Here is an 18336-nt window from a genome sequence, read left to right on the forward strand (position 1 = left end):
GTATTGTGATATTTTTCAGTTTCAGGGAGGAGTGACGTGAATTAACAGATAAATCAACCTGTAGGCTAATTAATTCCAACAGCTGGCTTATTTATTCGGCCTAAATTTGAATTGAAATAATTCATGGGAGCAAGATACGAATATGTATCATGGAGCAGAGGGAATTTCATGAATCAAGCGATTGTAATTCAGGGGGGAGAAGGGCAGGATATTGAAGGAGATGTACAGTATATGAGTGTTGATGTTTTTACGGAAGACAGGGGCATCATATTCTGAGGTATTATGGAATTACCATTATAAAGTAATCGATTTTATTTACATGCATTCTTGTCTTTACTTATTCTTTTCATTATACTAGGAAGAATTTAATTGATAATATGCAAGTTGGATGGGTAAGGAAGAAGGCTGACAAATATAGAACCATGAAGGGATCGGTATTGTGAGTAAGAAGAGTAAGGAAAAGTTTGAAGTTATCGAGGGCGAGACGATCGATGCATGTTTAGATCGAATTAAAGCGGCAGGTTACTTTCCCGTAAGGCGAACGGAAGAGCCTATCTTTGCCGAGAGAATTGAGAATGGCAAAGTCCATTATGTGCCAGTTAATCGAAAAATTGTATTCGAAGCAAAGCTAATTGAGTAAAACACGAACGATTAATTAATATCATGTAAAAATATTCGATTTTAACTTGACATTAAAATGGCCGGAAGGTAAGATGAAGTTACATTAATACATCTCATATAATCATGGGGATATGGCCCAAAAGTTTCTACCTGATGACCGTAAATCATCGGACTATGAGAAAAGCATCTGACTATTTCGGAAACTAGCCAAGTCTTTTTGTATTTCCAAAAGGGCTTTCTTTTCCGGACAGGTTGCTTTCTCTATGAGGAAGCAACCTGTCCGGTTTTTTAATTTACAATGAATTATAGATAAATGATAAGCGTCTGTCTGCATACTCGGGACGCCATAATATGAGTGTTGGAGGGAAAGATGATATGAAACCGCAAGTTGGGGTTATTATGGGTAGTGTCTCGGATTGGGAAACGATGAAGTACGCTTGTGAATCATTGGAACAGCTTGAGATCCCCTATGAAAAAAGAGTCGTTTCCGCCCACCGGACGCCGGATTTATTATTTGAATATGCAGAGAGTGCAAAAGATAGAGATATTAAAGTGATTATTGCCGGAGCAGGCGGGGCTGCACATCTACCAGGTATGACCGCCGCTAAAACGATTGTCCCTGTGATTGGCGTGCCAATACAGTCGAAGGCATTAAATGGGATGGATTCGTTATTATCGATTGTTCAAATGCCTGGTGGTGTACCGGTTGCAACGGTTGCGATCGGAAAAGCCGGCGCAGTCAATGCCGGTTTGTTAGCGGCTCAAATGTTAGCGGCTTTTGATTCTGACATTGCTGATAGGCTAGAGGCTTTACGAGACGAAACCAGAGAAAAGGTGTTACAGAGCAGTGAACAACTTAAATAATACAATCATATTACCGGGACAGACCATTGGAATTATCGGCGGTGGGCAATTGGGCAGGATGATGGCCTTGTCAGCTAAGGCATCGGGCTTTAAGATAGCGGTCCTTGAGCCGACTGCAGAAAGTCCATGTGCTCAAGTGGCGGATATTGAAATCATTGGTGCTTATGATGATATCGAAGCATTGAAAAGGTTAGCTGACGTCAGTGATGTCATAACATACGAGTTTGAAAATATCAGTTCGGAAGCCTTGGATTGGTTAAAGCAACATGCATTTCTTCCACAGGGCTCAGAATTATTAAAGTTGACACAGGATAGATTGACAGAAAAAAAAGCCATATCCGATGCAGGAGCTTCCGTTGCTCCATATCAGGAAATACAGGATATTTCAGAAATTTACCTTCATATAGAGAAATTAGGGTACCCTAGTGTGTTAAAAACGACGCGGGGCGGTTATGATGGAAAAGGGCAGTTGGTCATTAAGGAAGAAGCCGATATCAAAAAGGCTGAATCCCTGCTCAAAACAGGTATATGTGTGCTGGAAGCCTGGATTCCTTTCGTGAAAGAAATATCCATCATCGTGACGCGTAAGGCTGATGGCGAGACAAGTCATTTTCCGATTGCGGAAAACATTCATATTGAAAACATTCTTCATAAAAGCATTGTTCCGGCCCGTATCAGTATCCAAGCTGAACGGAAAGCTATTGCTGAAGCTTTGCAGCTTGCAGAGAAACTTGATTTGGTGGGGACATTGGCAGTCGAGATGTTTTTAACCGCTCAGGATGATATCATCATTAATGAATTGGCGCCAAGACCACATAACTCAGGCCATTATACAATGGAGGCATGTGAGACTTCACAGTTTGAACAGCATATAAGGGCTGTCTGCAATTGGCCTCTCGGAAATACGGCGTTATTGAAGCCCGTGGTAATGATAAACATCCTTGGTGAGCATATCGAACCCTTGTTGGATGAAATTCCGACGCTTTCAGATTGGAAGGTTCACCTTTACGGTAAGAAAGAAGCCAAGCTTAAGCGGAAAATGGGTCATGTGAATATTTTACGTCCAACGATTGAGGAAGCTCTTTTGGAAAGTGATCGAAGCAAAATATGGAATCAACAGGTTGAAACGGAGGAAGTAAAATGATTGAACGTTATACCCGCCCAGAGATGGGAAACATTTGGACAGAAAAGAACCGCTTTAATGCGTGGTTGGAAGTTGAAATCTTAGCTTGTGAAGCATGGTCAGAGCTAGGTGTCATTCCAAAAGAAGATGTGAAGCTTCTTCGCGAAAATGCTACATTCGATGTCGACCGTATCAATGAAATCGAAAAAGATACACGCCATGATGTTGTTGCTTTTACACGTGCGGTTTCCGAAACGTTGGGTGAAGAACGGAAATGGGTCCATTACGGACTGACTTCCACTGATGTGGTGGATACAGCTCTTTCATATGTGATAAAGCAGGCGAATGAGATCCTTGCCAAGGATTTAAATAACTTCGTGGAGATCCTGAAAAACAAAGCGAAAGAACATAAATACACAGTTCAAATGGGACGTACACATGGAGTTCATGCGGAACCGACCACATTTGGGTTGAAACTGGCACTTTGGTATCAAGAAATGAAACGCAATGTCGAACGTTTTGAAGAAGCAAGAAAGAACATAGAGGTTGGGAAAATCTCTGGGGCTGTCGGAACTTACGCAAACATCGACCCGTTCGTTGAAAAATTCGTTTGTGAAAAGCTTGGCCTTGAAGCAGCGCCAATCTCAACACAAACATTGCAACGCGATCGCCATGCACATTATATGAGTACATTGGCTTTAATTGCGACATCTATTGAAAAGTTTGCAGTGGAAATTCGCGGCTTGCAAAAAAGTGAAACACGCGAAGTGGAAGAATTCTTTGCAAAAGGACAAAAAGGATCTTCTGCAATGCCTCATAAACGGAATCCAATCGGTTCTGAAAATATGACGGGTATGGCTCGTGTAATCCGCGGTTACATGATGACAGCATATGAGAATGTGCCATTATGGCATGAGCGTGACATTTCGCATTCTTCTGCTGAGCGCATCATCTTGCCGGATGCAACGATCGCATTAAACTATATGCTGAACCGTTTCAGCAACATAGTGAAGAACTTGACCGTTTATCCAGAAAATATGAAACGCAATATGGACCGTACGCTGGGATTGATTTTCTCACAACGTGTGCTGCTATCCCTTATCGATAAAGGACTTGTCCGTGAAGAAGCTTATGATACGGTTCAGCCGAAAGCGATGGAAGCATGGGAGCTTCAGGTTCCATTCAGAAGCCTGATCGAAAAGGATGATAAAATCACAAGCTTGCTTACGAAAGAAGAACTTGATGATTGTTTCGATCCTACACATCACCTGAAAAATGTTGATGTAATCTTTGATCGTTTAGGTTTATAAAAGTGAAGGCGGCAAACATGGCACCTTTAATGGTGATATGTTTGCCAAGCCTGATCAATGGCAGGAAGATTCATAATATTCACAATGTGGGGGTCTGGACAGATGGAAAAACGAGAATTGTTGTATGAAGGAAAAGCGAAACAGATTTTTGCAACGGACAACAGTGAAATAGTATGGGTGGAATACAAGGATTCGGCAACGGCATTCAATGGTGAGAAGAAGTCAGAGATTGCCGGAAAAGGAAAGTTGAATAATCAAATTACTAGCTTACTATTTTCAAAGCTTGCCCAAGAGAATATCCCGTCCCATTTTATTGAAATGCTTTCCGAACGGGAGCAGCTAGTCAAAAGGGTATCCATCATTCCGCTAGAAGTCGTTGTCAGAAATACGGCTGCCGGCAGTTTTTCTAAAAGGACTGGCATTGAAGAAGGCCAGCCGCTCAAGAAAACGCTGATTGAGTTTTACTATAAAGACGACGAGCTCGGCGATCCTCTGTTAACGGAAGACCATATTGAAGAATTGGAACTTGCAAGCAAGGAAGATGTAGCGATTTTAAAAGAAAAGGCACAAGAAATCAGTATCGTCTTAACGTCTTTCTTTAAAGAGTTGGACATTAAATTGATTGATTTTAAATTAGAGTTCGGCAAAACCCCGAATGGAGACATTCTGCTGGCAGATGAAATTTCACCTGATACCTGCCGATTATGGGATATTAACACGAACGAAAAATTAGACAAAGATGTATTCCGCCGTGATTTAGGAAGTTTAACAGATGCTTACGAAAAAATACTAGCAAAGTTGGAGGGCACTCAACATGTATAAGGTTAAGGTATATATCACACTACGCGAAAGTGTATTAGATCCACAGGGAGCAGCAGTGCAACAATCACTTCATAGCTTGACATATAACGAAGTCAGTGATGTTCGAGTGGGGAAATACATTGAACTTACAATTAAGGATACGGATCGTGATTTAGATCAACTTGTGAAGGAAATGTGTGAAAAACTATTGGCCAATACGGTAATTGAAGCTTACCGTTATGATGTTGAGGAGGTTATCACCCAATGAAATTTGCTGTCATAGTTTTCCCTGGCTCCAATTGTGATGTCGATATGTACCATGCGATAAAGGATGCACTGGGGGAAGAAGTGGAGTATGTTTGGCACTCTACAGACAATCTAGATCAGTATGATGGGATTCTCCTTCCTGGAGGTTTCTCTTATGGAGACTATTTACGCTCTGGAGCAATTGCACGCTTTTCGAATGTAATGGCTGAAGTCGTAAAAGCGGCACAAGCAGGAAAGCCTGTCTTGGGTGTCTGCAATGGTTTTCAGATTTTACTTGAAGCAGGACTTTTACCTGGAGCGATGCGCCGTAATGAAGGCTTGAAATTCATTTGCCGCAATGTAGGACTGAAGGTTGAAAATAACCAATCGATGTTCACGACAGGATATGAATTAAATGAAACGATTACGATCCCTGTGGCACATGGTGAAGGGAATTACTACTGCGATGATGAAACATTGGCTGAATTAAAACAAAATAACCGCATCTTGTTCACGTATGATGGTGAAAATCCAAACGGAAGCTTGGAGCAAATAGCGGGAATTACAAATGAACAAGGAAATGTCCTCGGAATGATGCCTCATCCCGAACGTGCTGTTGATTCGCTGCTTGGCAGTAAAGACGGCTTAAAGATTTTTCAATCCATCGTAAAAAACTGGAGGGAATCACATGTTATTACAGCTTGAACCAAGTCCGGAAAAAATTAAATCGGATCGATTGTACGCAACAATGGGACTATCCGATGATGAATTTGCAATGGTGGAGAAAATCTTAGGCAGACTGCCGAATTATACGGAAACTGGTTTGTTTTCGGTTATGTGGTCAGAGCATTGTTCCTACAAAAATTCAAAACCCATCTTAAGGAAATTCCCGATTACAGGGGAGAAAGTGCTGCAAGGTCCTGGTGAAGGAGCAGGTATCGTTGATATCGGTGACGATCAGGCTGTCGTTTTTAAAATTGAAAGTCATAACCACCCTTCGGCAATAGAGCCTTATCAAGGTGCTGCTACCGGTGTCGGCGGAATTATCCGTGATGTTTTCTCCATGGGAGCCCGTCCGATCGCGATGTTGAACTCACTTCGCTTCGGTGAGCTAGACAATGATCGCGTGAAATATTTATTTAAAGAAGTGGTTGCAGGGATTGCAGGATACGGGAATTGTATCGGAATTCCAACTGTCGGCGGAGAAATTCAATTTGATCCATCGTATGAAGGAAATCCCCTTGTCAATGCAATGTGTGTCGGTTTAATCGATCATAAGGACATTAAAAAAGGCCAAGCGCATGGAGTGGGCAACACAGTGATGTATGTGGGTGCCAAAACTGGACGTGATGGCATTCATGGAGCAACATTTGCATCTGAAGAGCTATCAGAGTCTTCGGAAGAGAAACGGCCTGCCGTACAAGTAGGCGATCCATTCATGGAGAAACTGCTTTTGGAAGCATGCCTTGAATTGATTCAAAATGATGCCCTTGTTGGCATTCAGGATATGGGAGCAGCAGGTCTTACAAGCTCATCTGCCGAGATGGCGAGTAAAGCTGGCTCAGGAATAAAAATGAACCTGGATTTGGTACCGCAGCGTGAAACGGGAATGACAGCATATGAAATGATGCTTTCTGAATCACAAGAGCGGATGCTGATTGTTGTCACTAAAGGACGCGAACAGGAAATCGTCGACTTATTTACGAAATATGACCTAGAAGCGGTTGCTGTTGGTGTAGTAACGGATGATAAAAATCTAACACTTTCCCATCAAGGTGAAATCGTTGCCGAGGTTCCGGTTGATGCATTGGCTGAAGAAGCTCCTATTTATCACAAGCCATCTGCAGAGCCGCAATATTTCCGTGACTTCCAAAGCATGACGGCAGAAGTGCCAGTCATTGAAGATTATAAAGAAACATTGGTATCCCTATTGAAGCAACCGACAATTTCGAGTAAGGAATGGGTCTACGACCAGTATGATTACATGGTCCGCACGAATACAGTCGTCTCACCTGGATCGGATGCAGCGGTAGTGCGTGTACGTGGTACGAATAAAGCCCTTGCCATGACGACGGATTGTAACTCCCGCTTTATTTATTTAGATCCTGAAACAGGCGGCAAAATCGCTGTGGCTGAAGCAGCCCGTAACATCATTTGCTCGGGTGCGGAACCTTTAGCGATTACGGATTGCTTGAATTTTGGGAATCCAGAAAAACCAGAAATATTCTGGCAACTGGAAAAAGCGGCAGACGGTATGAGTGAAGCTTGCAGAAGCTTAAGCACTCCTGTAATCGGCGGAAATGTTTCCCTTTATAATGAAACGAATGGTGAAGCGATTTATCCGACGCCTGTAGTTGGAATGGTTGGTCTAGTCAATGACCTTAAGCACATCACAACACAAACATTTAAAAATGAATCCGATTTGATTTACGTGGTCGGTGAAGCGAAAGTGGAATTCGGAGGCAGTGAATTACAGAAAATGCTCGAGGGTAAAATCTTTGGACGCGCTCCAGAACTTGATTTGGACCTTGAACAAAAACGTCAGCAGCAAATTCTGACAGCAATCCAAAAAGGACTTGTTGCATCAGCCCATGACCTTTCGGAAGGCGGTTTGGCAGTGGCTTTAGCTGAATCTTTATTCGGGGCAAGCAAACTAGGGGCAAAAGTGAATATATCCGGGGAACCTGTATCTGAATTATTCAGTGAAACGCAATCACGATTCTTACTGTCCATCAATCCTGAAAATCAAGCGTCATTTGAAGCTCTTGTTGAAGATGCGATTTGCATAGGCTCAGTAACGGCTGATAATAAATTAGTCGTGGCAACAAGTGATAGCAAAGTATTGGAAGCGGACGTTGAAGATTTACAAACAGCTTGGAAGGGAGCCATACCATGCTTGCTGAAATAAGAAGCCTAAACGAAGAGTGTGGTGTTGTTGGAGTCTGGGGACATTCCGATGCAGCGCAGCTTGCTTACTACGGTTTGCATAGCTTGCAACATCGTGGTCAAGAGGGAGCGGGCATCGTCGTGACGGATGGTGAGCAGATGTCCATCTCTAAGGGCGAAGGACTTGTCACGGAGATATTCACTGCGGAAAAAATGCAGGCACTTTCCGGTAGCGGTAAAGCGGCAATAGGCCATGTCCGTTATACAACGGCAGGCGGCGGCGGGTATCAAAATGTTCAGCCTTTCCTGTTCAATTCTCATACAGGAGGGCTGGCCCTTGCTCATAATGGGAATATCGTCAATGCCCATCAATTAAAAGCACAGCTTGAAGGACAAGGAAGCATTTTTCAAACGACCTCTGATACGGAAGTTCTGGCCCATCTGATTAAACGATCCGGCTACTCGGATGTAAGAGATTCTGTGAAGAACAGTTTAAGTATGCTGAAGGGAGCCTATGCCTTTGTCATCATGACCGAAACCCAAATGATCATGGCAAGAGATCCGCATGGCTTCCGTCCACTTTCCTTGGGGAAAATAGGCGATGCATATTTCGCTGCATCTGAAACATGTGCACTTGATATTGTAGGCGCGGAATTCATCCGGGATATTGAGCCGGGTGAACTCGTTGTCATTAATGATGAGGGAATCACATCCGAATACTTTTCGCTTTCCAGCCAACAGGCAATGTGCACGATGGAGTACGTGTATTTTTCCCGTCCGGATAGCAACATTGATGGTATCAATGTTCATACGGCGCGGAAAAACCTTGGTAAGCAAATGGCACTCGAAACCAAAATTGAAGCAGACGTAGTTACAGGTGTACCTGATTCCAGCATCTCGGCAGCGATTGGCTATGCTGAAGCTGCGGGCATTCCTTATGAAATGGGCTTAATAAAGAATCGTTATGTTGGACGGACTTTCATTCAGCCATCACAAAGTCTGCGTGAACAAGGCGTAAAGATGAAACTATCACCTGTAAGAGGGGTAGTGGAAGGCAAGCGGGTCATAATGGTTGATGATTCAATCGTCCGCGGGACAACGAGCAGAAGGATTGTCCGCATGTTAAAAGATGCCGGAGCGAAAGAAGTGCATGTAGTAATCAGCTCACCACCGATCAAGAATCCATGTTTTTATGGCATAGACACGTCTAAAAAGGAAGAACTGATTGCAAGCTCAAAATCTGTGGAGGAAATAAGGGAAATCATTGAAGCTGATTCCTTAACTTTTCTAAGTGTCGAAGGTATGGTCGAAGCAATTGGACGACCGTTTCCTGGAGAAACGCGCGGTTCATGCCTAGCTTGTTTCACCGGAAATTATCCGACTGAAATTTTTGAATACGAACGAGAAAAAACAAAATGTTAATCAAGTCGGCAATGATGATTGATTTTCGGAGGAGGATTTCAAATGGCTAATGCATATAAACAGGCTGGTGTGGATATTGAGGCTGGTTATGAAGCGGTAAATCGAATGAAAAAACATGTAAAGCGCACATTTCGTCCAGAAGTAATGAATGGTCTGGGCGGTTTCGGCGGCATGTTTGATTTATCTTCCTTGAACCTTAAAGAACCTGTGCTCATTTCTGGTACGGATGGAGTGGGAACAAAACTTTTGTTAGCGTTCATGATGGATAAACACGATACAATTGGAGTGGATTGTGTAGCTATGTGCGTCAATGATGTTGTCGTTCAAGGTGCTGCACCTTTATACTTTTTAGATTATATTGCCTGCGGTAAAGCAGATCCTGAACGAATTGAAATGATCGTCAAAGGGGTTGCAGATGGCTGTGAGCAGGCGGGCTGTGCTTTAATCGGCGGAGAAACGGCTGAAATGCCGGGCATGTATGAGACGGAAGAATACGATGTGGCAGGTTTTACTGTAGGTGCCGTTGAAAAATCACGTCTGATTACTGGTGAAGCGATTTCGGCTGGTGATGTCGTTATTGGACTCGCTTCAAGCGGCATCCACAGTAATGGGTATTCACTTGTTCGTAAAATCCTTCTTGAAGACTCAGGCATGGGGCTTCATGACTTCGTACCGGAACTGGATTGCAAGTTGGGTGAGGAATTATTAAAACCGACGAAAATCTATGTGAAGTCCGTTTTATCGACGTTGGAAAAATTTGAGGTTAATGGTCTTGCCCATATCACCGGTGGAGGATTCATCGAGAATATTCCGCGTATCCTTCCTGAAGGATGCGGTGTTGAAATCGAGCTTGGAAGCTGGGAAATTCCAACTATATTTTCATTCCTTGAAGAAAAAGGGAACCTTGTAAAAGAGGAAATGTTCAATATCTTCAATATGGGTATTGGGATGACGGCTGTCGTCAAAAAAGAAGTGGCATTGGATGTGCTAGCCCACCTAAAGTCTTGCGGTGAAGAAGCCTCAATTATTGGAACGATCGTGGATGGAAATGGAGTGTCGTTCAAATAATGAGACGCCTTGCTGTCTTTGCATCAGGTAACGGTAGTAATTTTCAATCAATTGCTGAAGCAATAAAAAGTGGAAAGTTGGAGGCGGAAATCTGTCTTGTCGTATGCGATCGTGAAGACGCATATGTGCTTGAGAGAGCAAAGCTTGAGAATATTGACTCTTTCTCCTTTTCAGCAAAGAATTACTCCAACAAGACTGAATATGAATCGGAAATCCTGGAAAAACTTCGCCAGTATGAGATAGAGTTCATCATTCTTGCTGGTTATATGCGTTTGATCGGTCCGACATTATTACAAAAGTATTCACAGAGGATTGTGAACATCCACCCTTCACTTCTGCCAAGTTTTCCAGGCAAGGATGCAATTGGCCAGGCTTTTGATGCCGGAGTGAAGGAAACGGGGGTAACCGTTCATTATGTTGATGATGGAATGGACACAGGACCGGTCATTGCCCAAAAAACAGTGCCGATTCTTGAAGGGGATACGAGAGACATCCTTCAAAAAAGGATACAGGAAATGGAGCATGACCTGTACCCATCAGTTTTGCAGGAGCTATGCCACAAGAAACTTACTTAATGGAGGGACCAACATAACATGAAGAAACGCGCATTAATTAGTGTATCGGATAAAACAGGTATCGTAGAATTTGCTCAAGGTTTAATTGAAGCAGGTTTTGAAATCATTTCTACAGGCGGTACCAAAAAAACGCTTCAGGAAAATGGTATTGAGGTAATTGGAATCAGTGACGTCACCGGTTTCCCGGAAATTTTGGATGGACGTGTTAAAACGCTTCACCCGAATGTCCATGGAGCAGTGTTGGCAAAACATGATGACAAAGGTCACGCAGCACAGCTTGCTGAGCATAACATTGAACCCATTCAACTTGTCTGTGTAAACCTATATCCATTCCAAGCGACTATTTCCAAACCGGAAGTCACTGTGGAAGATGCTATTGAAAACATCGATATCGGTGGACCGACAATGCTTCGTTCTTCTGCTAAAAACCACGAATATGTGACTGTTATCGTTGATTCCAATGATTATCCTACCGTGTTGGCTGAGCTGAAACAAAACGGCGGGGTAACAAAAACCACGAATCGCCGCCTGGCTGCAAAAGTTTTCCGTCATACAGCAGCATATGATGCAGTTATTTCAGAGTATATGACAGAGCTTGCCGATGAAGAAAATCCTGAATCATTGACTGTTACCTATGAATTGAAACAGTCGCTTCGTTATGGGGAAAATCCACATCAAAAAGCCGCATTCTATAAAAAACCGCTTGGTTCCGTTTTCTCGATTGCAGAAGCGAAGCAATTACATGGAAAAGAACTATCATACAACAACATCAATGATGCTGATGCAGCACTTCAAATCGTAAAAGAATTCAATGAGCCTGCTGCAGTTGCAGTCAAACATATGAATCCTTGCGGCGTCGGCGTCGGTGCGACTATTTTGGAAGCATATGAAAAAGCTTATGAGGCAGATGCCACCTCCATTTTTGGTGGGATCATCGCTTTGAACCGTGAAGTCGATAAAGCGACTGCGGAAAAGCTTCATGAAATTTTCCTTGAAATCATCATTGCCCCTGGGTTTACACAAGAGGCAGTGGAAGTATTGACAAGCAAGAAAAACCTACGTTTATTAACGATCGATTTTGACGCGGTTAAAAAGCCTGAACGTAAATTGACATCCATTGAAGGCGGATTGCTTATTCAAGATCGGGACGCACATAGCTTAAAGGATGCAGAGGTAAAAGTGGCAACGAAACGTGAGCCTACACCTGAAGAGTGGAAAGCCATGGAACTTGGCTGGAAAATCGTGAAACATGTCAAGTCGAATGCAATAGTGGTTTGTAACGATCAAATGACATTAGGTGTTGGCGCAGGTCAAATGAACCGTGTGGGAGCTGCAAAAATTGCTCTGGAACAAGCTGGGGAAAGAGCGACAGGAAGTGCATTGGCATCAGATGCATTCTTCCCAATGGATGATACTGTAGAAGCGGCAGCAAAAGCGGGCGTCACGGCAATCATTCAGCCTGGTGGATCTGTTAAAGATGAGGATTCAATCAAGAAAGCTGATGAATATGGGATTACAATGGTGTTTACAGGAATTCGTCACTTTAAACATTAATCAAAAACGAGGTGCGATAATGAATGTACTAGTAATTGGCCGGGGCGGCAGGGAGCATGCCATAGCCCGCAAACTATTTGAAAGTAAACGGGTTGGGACCGTTTTTGCAGCACCGGGAAATCCAGGGATGACCGATGTAGCGACTCTTGTTCCAATTGATGAAAACAATAACAGGGAATTGGTTGCCTTTGCCAAGAATAATGCAGTTGCATTAACGGTGATCGGGCCCGAAACACCATTGTTGAATGGACTTGCAGATGATTTTGCGGAGGCAGGATTACAGGTATTTGGACCTAATGGCCGTGCTGCTGTCATCGAGGGAAGTAAATCCTTTGCTAAAGATTTAATGAAGAACTATAGCATTCCGACAGCGGAATATGAAACATTTTCTGATTATGATTCAGCAAAAGCATATATCGAAAAAATGGGTGCCCCCATTGTCATAAAAGCGGATGGTTTGGCAGCAGGAAAAGGTGTCGTAGTTGCTATGACGATGGAAGAGGCGTTAGACGCCATCCATGATATGCTAGTCGGAGCAAAGTTCGGGGAAGCATCTGCCAAAGTCGTTATTGAGGAATTCCTTGATGGCGAGGAATTTTCATTGATGGCATTCGTTAATGGGGAAAAAGTGTATCCGATGGTCATTGCTCAAGATCATAAGCGGGTTTTTGATGGAGATCAGGGTCCGAACACAGGTGGAATGGGTGCATATTCACCGGTACCGCAAATATCCGATGAAATGATTCAGACTGCAGTCGAAACGATTCTTAAACCCACGGTAAATGCGATGATTTCTGAGAATCGGAGTTTTACAGGAATATTATATGCCGGGTTGATCGCCACTGAAAAGGGCACAAAAGTCATTGAATTCAATGCCCGTTTTGGCGATCCGGAAACGCAAGTCGTTTTACCTCGTCTAAAGACAGACTTCGTAGATACGCTTGAAGCGGTTCTTTCTGGCGAGGATTTACAACTTGAATGGCATGAAGAGGCCGTGCTCGGAGTGGTCGTCGCAGCTGATGGATATCCAGGGGAATATAAAAAGGGATCTATCATTAAAGGCTTGGAAAAGATTGATCCGAAAGCCCATGTTTATCATGCTGGAACGGCTCTCAATAATGAAGGGAACTTCATCTCGAATGGCGGACGTGTACTTCTTGTTGCTGCAAAAGGGAAAGATTTGGCCTCTGCGCAAGCTGAAGTATATAAAGAGTTAGGGCATATTGAGAAAGACGGTTTATTTTGGCGAACGGATATTGGCTACCGAGCAATAAAATACAATTTTTCATCATAATATAAAGAAGCTGACTCTAAGCGGAGTCAGCTTCTTCTATAAGACTTAATATGAATCAGATTGATTCGATTCATTTTCCTGTTTTGGTTCTTTTGTCATCAAGTTTTGTCCGTTTTCCATCGCATCGACGACAGGACAATAACGGAGGATCCCTTCACCTATTTTCATGGCGGAAAGCATGGCCACGATTATATATGATTGGTTTTTCCATGGTTTTTTCACCATTTTAGCCGTAGCCCATGTTAGAAATGTAAAACCACAAGTAATTCGCATTAAAGCATTTATTATACTGATATTTTGTTTAAACTTCATATAAAATCCATCCCTTCACAAAAATTTAACAATAATCTGGATAACATTACTGTTCTAATGGGGCAAGTATGTTACTATGAAATAAAATTGGATTGAAAATGGTTTTTTTCATACACTGTTTCTAATAACTTATGGGGGAATGTTTATGCTTGAACAGCGCTATAGATGGAAAAATAAACATCTAAGAGAACATATAGATGTGCTGGATGGCAATAGGGCACCACACATTCTGCTAAAAAATACGACTTATTTAAATCAGGCTTTACGAAAATGGGTAAAAGCGAATATATGGATATATGAAGATCGCATCATATATGTTGGCGATAAGCTTCCTGATAATATAGACCGCTGTGAAATGGTCGACTGTACAAACCAGTACTTGGTTCCGGGTTATATTGAGCCGCATTCACACCCTTCTCAATTATATAATCCCCTTTCTTTTTCACGTTATGCATCTCATTTTGGCACAACGACATTGATCAATGATAACTTGCCGTTTCTATTGCAGTTAGATAAAAAGAAAGCGTTTTCTCTTTTGAAAGAATTACGTAACATTCCTGTAACAATGTATTGGTGGAGCCGTTTTGACGGACAAACGGAATTGATCGATGAAGATATGGTCTTTTCCCATGGAGCCGTCAAATCATGGCTGGAGCATGACGCCGTATTACAGGGCGGGGAACTAACTGGATGGCCGAAGCTTCTCGATGGGGATGACATGATGTTGCACTGGATTCAGGAAGCCAAGCGAATGAGGAAGAAAATAGAAGGACACTTTCCAGGTGCTTCAGAGAAGACTTTAGCAAAAATGACCTTGTTCGGCGCCGATTGTGATCATGAGGCAATGACAGGTGATGAAGTCATGTCACGCTTGCTGCAGGGCTATTATGTATCGTTAAGACATTCTTCGATCCGTCCGGATTTCCCAAAGCTGATACAGGAAATCCATGAACTGGGCATTGATCATTATGACAAATTCTTTTATACGACAGATGGATCACCTCCGTCCTTTTATGAAGGTGGTTTCATAGACTGCTTGATCAAAATAGCGATAGAGCATGGCGTTCCGGTCATCGATGCCTACAATATGGCGACCATCAACATCGCACGGTATTATAACATTGAATACCTTCATGGCAATATTGCCACAGGGAGGGTGGCGAACATCAATTTCCTGACCGATGTAAAGGAACCCGCACCGGTTTCGGTAATGGCGAAAGGGAAATGGGTGAAAAGGGATGGTGAGATCATTCCGGATAAACAGGAAATCGAATGGAGTGATTTCGATTTTAAACCGCTCGATCTTGATTGGGATCTCAGTTTAAAGGAAGATTTTGAATTTTCCATGCCGTTCGGGATAGAACTGGTTAATAATGTAATTACGAAACCATACTCCCTTGCCAATGATGTTGGGCATGAAGAACTGAACTTTGAGGATGATGAATGCTTTTTCATGCTAATCGACCGGGAAGGGAAATGGCGTATCAATACGATATTAAAAGGGTTTGCGGACAAATTGTGCGGCTTTGCTGGCTCTTATACAAATACAGGTGATATCATACTGATCGGTAAAAGGAAAAAGGATATGCATTTGGCATTTAACCGGCTGAAGGAAATTGGCGGTGGAATCATTTTGACGGAACAAGGCAAGGTGATTCATGAACTTCCTCTGAATTTAAAGGGAGTCATGTCGACCAAGGAGGTTCCTGAATTGATAAAAGAAGAAAATGAATTGAAACATTTGCTGCGGGAAAGAGGTTATCGCTTCGCCGATCCTGTGTATACCCTTTCATTCTTTTCGACAACCCATCTGCCATATATAAGGCTGACCCAGCGAGGAGTATATGATGTAATGAATAAAACTATACTCTTTCCCACTATAATGCGTTAAAATATAAGAGAAGAAATGGCTAATAAATCAGAGGAGTGGAAAGATGAAATTTAAGAGAGTTCTTTTCATCGTTATTGCTATTTTACTGCTGGCAGGCTGTTCGACGAAAGAGGACCCTGCATCGGATGACGGTAAGCCGAAAGACCAAGCTGTCATCAAAAATACAGATGTGAAAAATGAACCTTCCAATGAGTTTCCACTTACAGGTATAGCCACCGAAGCAGGCAGTGAGCGAAGGGCTGCAGCAGTGATGATTAATAATCATCCGGAAGCACGCCCGCAATCGGGCCTCTCAGAAGCCGATATGGTTTACGAAATGCTCGCAGAAGGTGACATAACCAGATTTTTAGCTATCTTCCAAAGTGAAATGCCTAGTCAAATCGGTCCGATTCGGAGTGCAAGGGACTATTATATCGAATTGGCTAAAGGCCTTGATTGCATCTATGTCTGTCATGGGTATAGCCCCGAGGCAAAGACCATGCTGGACAGAGGGTATATTGATAACTTGAACGGATTATATTATGATGGTACTTTGTTTCAACGTTCGGCAGATCGAAAAGCACCGCATAATTCCTACACCTCCTTTGAGGATATCGAAAAAGGTGCAAAGGAAAAGGGTTATGAGTTGAATGGTGCACCGAAGCCTTATGCTTTCCTTACAAAAGAAGAGGCAGCTGGACTTCAAGGGGAACCTGCATTGAAAACCGAGGTTTCCTACGGATCAGACGAGTATGATGTACAGTATGAATACGAAGCCACGGAAGAGAAATATAAACGTTATTCGAATGGAGAGCAAACAGTCGAGCATAAATCGAATAAACCTATTTTACTGGATAATATATTGATCATTGAGGCTGCTCATCAAGTGATCGACGACAAAGGGCGTCGAAAAATCGACTTGAAAAGTGGCGGAAATGGTTATTTACTTCAAAAAGGAAAAGCGAATGAAGTAGAATGGGTGAATAAGGATGGTCGTATTACACCAGTGAAAAACGATAAAGAGGTAGGGTTGGTTCCAGGGAAAACTTGGATCAATATTATTCCGGATGAACCTGGTTTAGTAGGAGACGTCTCATTTTGATACCCATGAAATTGAGGGGGAGTAACATGCAAATTGATAAGTTAAGAGGAAAAGAAACGGATCAGCTGTTCAAGTCGATCCTTTCCTTGCGTGATTTGGACGAATGCTATCGATTTTTTGATGATCTATGCACAGTTAATGAAATTTCATCATTGGCACAGCGTCTTGAAGTAGCCCGCATGCTTGAAGAAGGAAAAACCTATCATAAAATCGAAACGGAAACAGGTGCAAGCACGGCTACGATTTCCAGGGTCAAACGCTGCTTGAACTACGGAAATGATGCTTATTCCATGGCTCTGAACCGTATTAAGGATAACGTAGAGGAAACAACTGAATCATAATTCTTTCGATTAAAATAAAAAGCTGGGGAATTCATTTCCCGGCTTTTTATTTTGTGTCCAGCACGCTCATTGCCGGCTGTCTTTCTGCCGTATCCATGTTATATTGGATTTTAGATTAAAAGGTTCCATTTGGTAATAACATTTTATCGATACTTCTCTTTTTTAATGAAAAATCTTAATGCTATAATGGTGTAATGGGAAGTGTGAATGGAGGATTATAATGTACGATTTTCGCGAGTGGAAACATGTTTTCAAACTCGATCCAAATAAAGAAATAAGTGATGAGGCCCTTGAGAAAGTCTGTGAATCCGGTACTGATGCAATCATGGTCGGGGGAACGGATGGTATCACGCTTGAGAATGTGCTTCATTTAATGGCACGTGTCAGGCGATATACGGTCCCATGTGTGATGGAAATTTCTTCAGTTGAAACGGTGACCCCGGGGTTTGATTTATATTTCATTCCGAGTGTCCTGAATAGCACCAACCCGGATTGGATGATGAAATTGCATCAGCAAGCAGTCAAGGAATACGGATACCTTTTGAATTGGGATGAAATTTTCGTTGAAGGGTACTGTATCCTGAACCCTGGGTGCAAGGCGGCCCAATTGACGAAAGCCAATACTGATTTGGATATGGATGATGTGGGTGCATACGCGATGATGGCGGAAAAGATGTTCAACCTGCCGATCTTTTATTTGGAATACAGCGGTGATTATGGCGATGTCCAGATGGTGGAAGCGGCCAAAGAGAGTTTGGAAGATACCATACTATTCTATGGCGGTGGGATAAAATCGGTTGAACAGGCCAAAGAGATGTCCAAGATTGCGAATGTCATCGTTGTCGGCAATGTGATTTATGAAGATTTGAAAGTGGCCCTTGCAACAGTTACGGCAGTTAAATGAAAACATGTAAGAAATATAGTATACTAAAACAGAAACGAATGTT

General features: G+C 42.6%; 18 protein-coding genes and 1 riboswitch. Of the genes, 17 read left to right on the forward strand and 1 reads right to left on the reverse strand.

Going from position 1 to position 18336, the window contains the following annotated elements:
• Positions 1 to 439 precede the first annotated feature (439 nt).
• The 13 genes from OTG27_RS12105 to purD all read left to right on the forward strand — a co-directional run bounded on the left by OTG27_RS12105 (position 440) and on the right by purD (position 13764).
• Positions 440 to 640, forward strand: a complete 201-nt coding sequence (locus OTG27_RS12105; protein WP_034306130.1) for an NETI motif-containing protein — start codon at positions 440 to 442, stop codon at positions 638 to 640.
• A gap of 74 nt (positions 641 to 714) precedes the next feature.
• A riboswitch (purine riboswitch) is annotated at positions 715 to 816 on the forward strand.
• A gap of 180 nt (positions 817 to 996) precedes the next feature.
• Positions 997 to 1485, forward strand: a complete 489-nt coding sequence (gene purE / locus OTG27_RS12110) for a 5-(carboxyamino)imidazole ribonucleotide mutase (RefSeq protein WP_034306127.1) — start codon at positions 997 to 999, stop codon at positions 1483 to 1485.
• Positions 1469 to 2629: a 5-(carboxyamino)imidazole ribonucleotide synthase gene (gene purK, locus OTG27_RS12115; RefSeq protein WP_268937070.1), complete on the forward strand. Its 1161-nt coding sequence runs from the start codon at positions 1469 to 1471 to the stop codon at positions 2627 to 2629. The genes purE and purK overlap by 17 nt, the downstream gene beginning before the upstream one ends.
• Positions 2626 to 3918, forward strand: a complete 1293-nt coding sequence (gene purB / locus OTG27_RS12120) for an adenylosuccinate lyase (protein WP_034306123.1) — start codon at positions 2626 to 2628, stop codon at positions 3916 to 3918. The genes purK and purB overlap by 4 nt, the downstream gene beginning before the upstream one ends.
• A gap of 102 nt (positions 3919 to 4020) precedes the next feature.
• Positions 4021 to 4740, forward strand: a complete 720-nt coding sequence (purC, locus tag OTG27_RS12125) for a phosphoribosylaminoimidazolesuccinocarboxamide synthase (RefSeq protein ID WP_048680630.1) — start codon at positions 4021 to 4023, stop codon at positions 4738 to 4740.
• Positions 4733 to 4987: a phosphoribosylformylglycinamidine synthase subunit PurS gene (gene purS, locus OTG27_RS12130; protein ID WP_034306118.1), complete on the forward strand. Its 255-nt coding sequence runs from the start codon at positions 4733 to 4735 to the stop codon at positions 4985 to 4987. Before purC ends, purS begins: the two co-directional genes overlap by 8 nt.
• The gene (purQ, locus tag OTG27_RS12135) at positions 4984 to 5670 is read left to right on the forward strand and encodes a phosphoribosylformylglycinamidine synthase subunit PurQ (protein WP_048680628.1); all 687 of its coding nucleotides are present in this window, start codon (positions 4984 to 4986) and stop codon (positions 5668 to 5670) included. Before purS ends, purQ begins: the two co-directional genes overlap by 4 nt.
• The gene (gene purL, locus OTG27_RS12140; protein ID WP_268937071.1) at positions 5654 to 7873 is read left to right on the forward strand and encodes a phosphoribosylformylglycinamidine synthase subunit PurL; all 2220 of its coding nucleotides are present in this window, start codon (positions 5654 to 5656) and stop codon (positions 7871 to 7873) included. The genes purQ and purL overlap by 17 nt, the downstream gene beginning before the upstream one ends.
• Positions 7858 to 9273, forward strand: a complete 1416-nt coding sequence (gene purF, locus OTG27_RS12145) for an amidophosphoribosyltransferase (protein ID WP_268937072.1) — start codon at positions 7858 to 7860, stop codon at positions 9271 to 9273. Before purL ends, purF begins: the two co-directional genes overlap by 16 nt.
• A 42-nt stretch (positions 9274 to 9315) precedes the next feature.
• Entirely contained in the window at positions 9316 to 10341 is a 1026-nt protein-coding gene (gene purM, locus OTG27_RS12150; protein ID WP_268937073.1) for a phosphoribosylformylglycinamidine cyclo-ligase, read from the forward strand.
• Positions 10341 to 10916, forward strand: coding sequence for a phosphoribosylglycinamide formyltransferase (gene purN / locus OTG27_RS12155; protein ID WP_034306109.1), 576 nt, complete (start codon positions 10341 to 10343; stop codon positions 10914 to 10916). Before purM ends, purN begins: the two co-directional genes overlap by 1 nt.
• Positions 10917 to 10934: 18 nt before the next feature.
• The gene (gene purH / locus OTG27_RS12160) at positions 10935 to 12470 is read left to right on the forward strand and encodes a bifunctional phosphoribosylaminoimidazolecarboxamide formyltransferase/IMP cyclohydrolase (RefSeq protein WP_057278488.1); all 1536 of its coding nucleotides are present in this window, start codon (positions 10935 to 10937) and stop codon (positions 12468 to 12470) included.
• 19 nt (positions 12471 to 12489) lie between these two features.
• On the forward strand, positions 12490 to 13764 hold the full coding sequence (gene purD, locus OTG27_RS12165) for a phosphoribosylamine--glycine ligase (RefSeq protein ID WP_268937074.1): 1275 nt from the start codon (positions 12490 to 12492) through the stop codon (positions 13762 to 13764).
• Between the two features lie 45 nt (positions 13765 to 13809).
• Here purD and OTG27_RS12170 read toward each other — a convergent pair whose 3' ends face one another.
• Positions 13810 to 14076: a YgaP-like transmembrane domain gene (locus OTG27_RS12170; protein WP_034306101.1), complete on the reverse strand. Its 267-nt coding sequence runs from the start codon at positions 14074 to 14076 to the stop codon at positions 13810 to 13812.
• A 145-nt stretch (positions 14077 to 14221) separates the two neighbouring features.
• Here OTG27_RS12170 and OTG27_RS12175 point away from each other — a divergent pair, with 145 nt between their 5' ends.
• From OTG27_RS12175 to pcrB, 4 genes are all read left to right on the forward strand, one after another.
• The gene (locus OTG27_RS12175) at positions 14222 to 15967 is read left to right on the forward strand and encodes an adenine deaminase C-terminal domain-containing protein (RefSeq protein ID WP_268937075.1); all 1746 of its coding nucleotides are present in this window, start codon (positions 14222 to 14224) and stop codon (positions 15965 to 15967) included.
• A gap of 43 nt (positions 15968 to 16010) precedes the next feature.
• A complete protein-coding gene (locus OTG27_RS12180; protein ID WP_063577526.1) occupies positions 16011 to 17048 on the forward strand; it encodes a DUF3048 domain-containing protein in 1038 nt (345 codons plus the stop codon).
• A gap of 26 nt (positions 17049 to 17074) precedes the next feature.
• Positions 17075 to 17389 carry a YerC/YecD family TrpR-related protein gene (locus tag OTG27_RS12185; protein ID WP_034306094.1) on the forward strand — a complete coding sequence of 105 codons (315 nt, stop codon included), beginning with the start codon at positions 17075 to 17077 and terminating at the stop codon, positions 17387 to 17389.
• A gap of 220 nt (positions 17390 to 17609) precedes the next feature.
• Complete coding sequence (gene pcrB, locus OTG27_RS12190; RefSeq protein WP_268937076.1) at positions 17610 to 18293, forward strand: heptaprenylglyceryl phosphate synthase; 684 nt, start codon at positions 17610 to 17612, stop codon at positions 18291 to 18293.
• The last annotated feature ends 43 nt before the right edge of the window (positions 18294 to 18336 follow it).

The organism is Peribacillus sp. AS_2 (assembly GCF_026891895.1).
Classification (GTDB): Bacteria; Bacillota; Bacilli; order Bacillales; family DSM-1321; genus Peribacillus; species Peribacillus frigoritolerans.

Coding starts and splice junctions, on each gene's coding strand:
- pcrB (WP_268937076.1), top strand. CDS start 17,610: ATGTACGATTTTCGCGAGTGGAAACATGTTTTCAAACTCGATCCAAAT.
- purE (WP_034306127.1), top strand. CDS start 997: ATGAAACCGCAAGTTGGGGTTATTATGGGTAGTGTCTCGGATTGGGAA.
- purH (WP_057278488.1), top strand. CDS start 10,935: ATGAAGAAACGCGCATTAATTAGTGTATCGGATAAAACAGGTATCGTA.
- purC (WP_048680630.1), top strand. CDS start 4,021: ATGGAAAAACGAGAATTGTTGTATGAAGGAAAAGCGAAACAGATTTTT.
- OTG27_RS12185 (WP_034306094.1), top strand. CDS start 17,075: ATGCAAATTGATAAGTTAAGAGGAAAAGAAACGGATCAGCTGTTCAAG.
- purD (WP_268937074.1), top strand. CDS start 12,490: ATGAATGTACTAGTAATTGGCCGGGGCGGCAGGGAGCATGCCATAGCC.
- OTG27_RS12170 (WP_034306101.1), bottom strand. CDS start 14,076: ATGAAGTTTAAACAAAATATCAGTATAATAAATGCTTTAATGCGAATT.
- purL (WP_268937071.1), top strand. CDS start 5,654: ATGTTATTACAGCTTGAACCAAGTCCGGAAAAAATTAAATCGGATCGA.
- purS (WP_034306118.1), top strand. CDS start 4,733: ATGTATAAGGTTAAGGTATATATCACACTACGCGAAAGTGTATTAGAT.
- purM (WP_268937073.1), top strand. CDS start 9,316: ATGGCTAATGCATATAAACAGGCTGGTGTGGATATTGAGGCTGGTTAT.
- purB (WP_034306123.1), top strand. CDS start 2,626: ATGATTGAACGTTATACCCGCCCAGAGATGGGAAACATTTGGACAGAA.
- OTG27_RS12180 (WP_063577526.1), top strand. CDS start 16,011: ATGAAATTTAAGAGAGTTCTTTTCATCGTTATTGCTATTTTACTGCTG.
- purN (WP_034306109.1), top strand. CDS start 10,341: ATGAGACGCCTTGCTGTCTTTGCATCAGGTAACGGTAGTAATTTTCAA.
- purF (WP_268937072.1), top strand. CDS start 7,858: ATGCTTGCTGAAATAAGAAGCCTAAACGAAGAGTGTGGTGTTGTTGGA.
- purQ (WP_048680628.1), top strand. CDS start 4,984: ATGAAATTTGCTGTCATAGTTTTCCCTGGCTCCAATTGTGATGTCGAT.
- OTG27_RS12175 (WP_268937075.1), top strand. CDS start 14,222: ATGCTTGAACAGCGCTATAGATGGAAAAATAAACATCTAAGAGAACAT.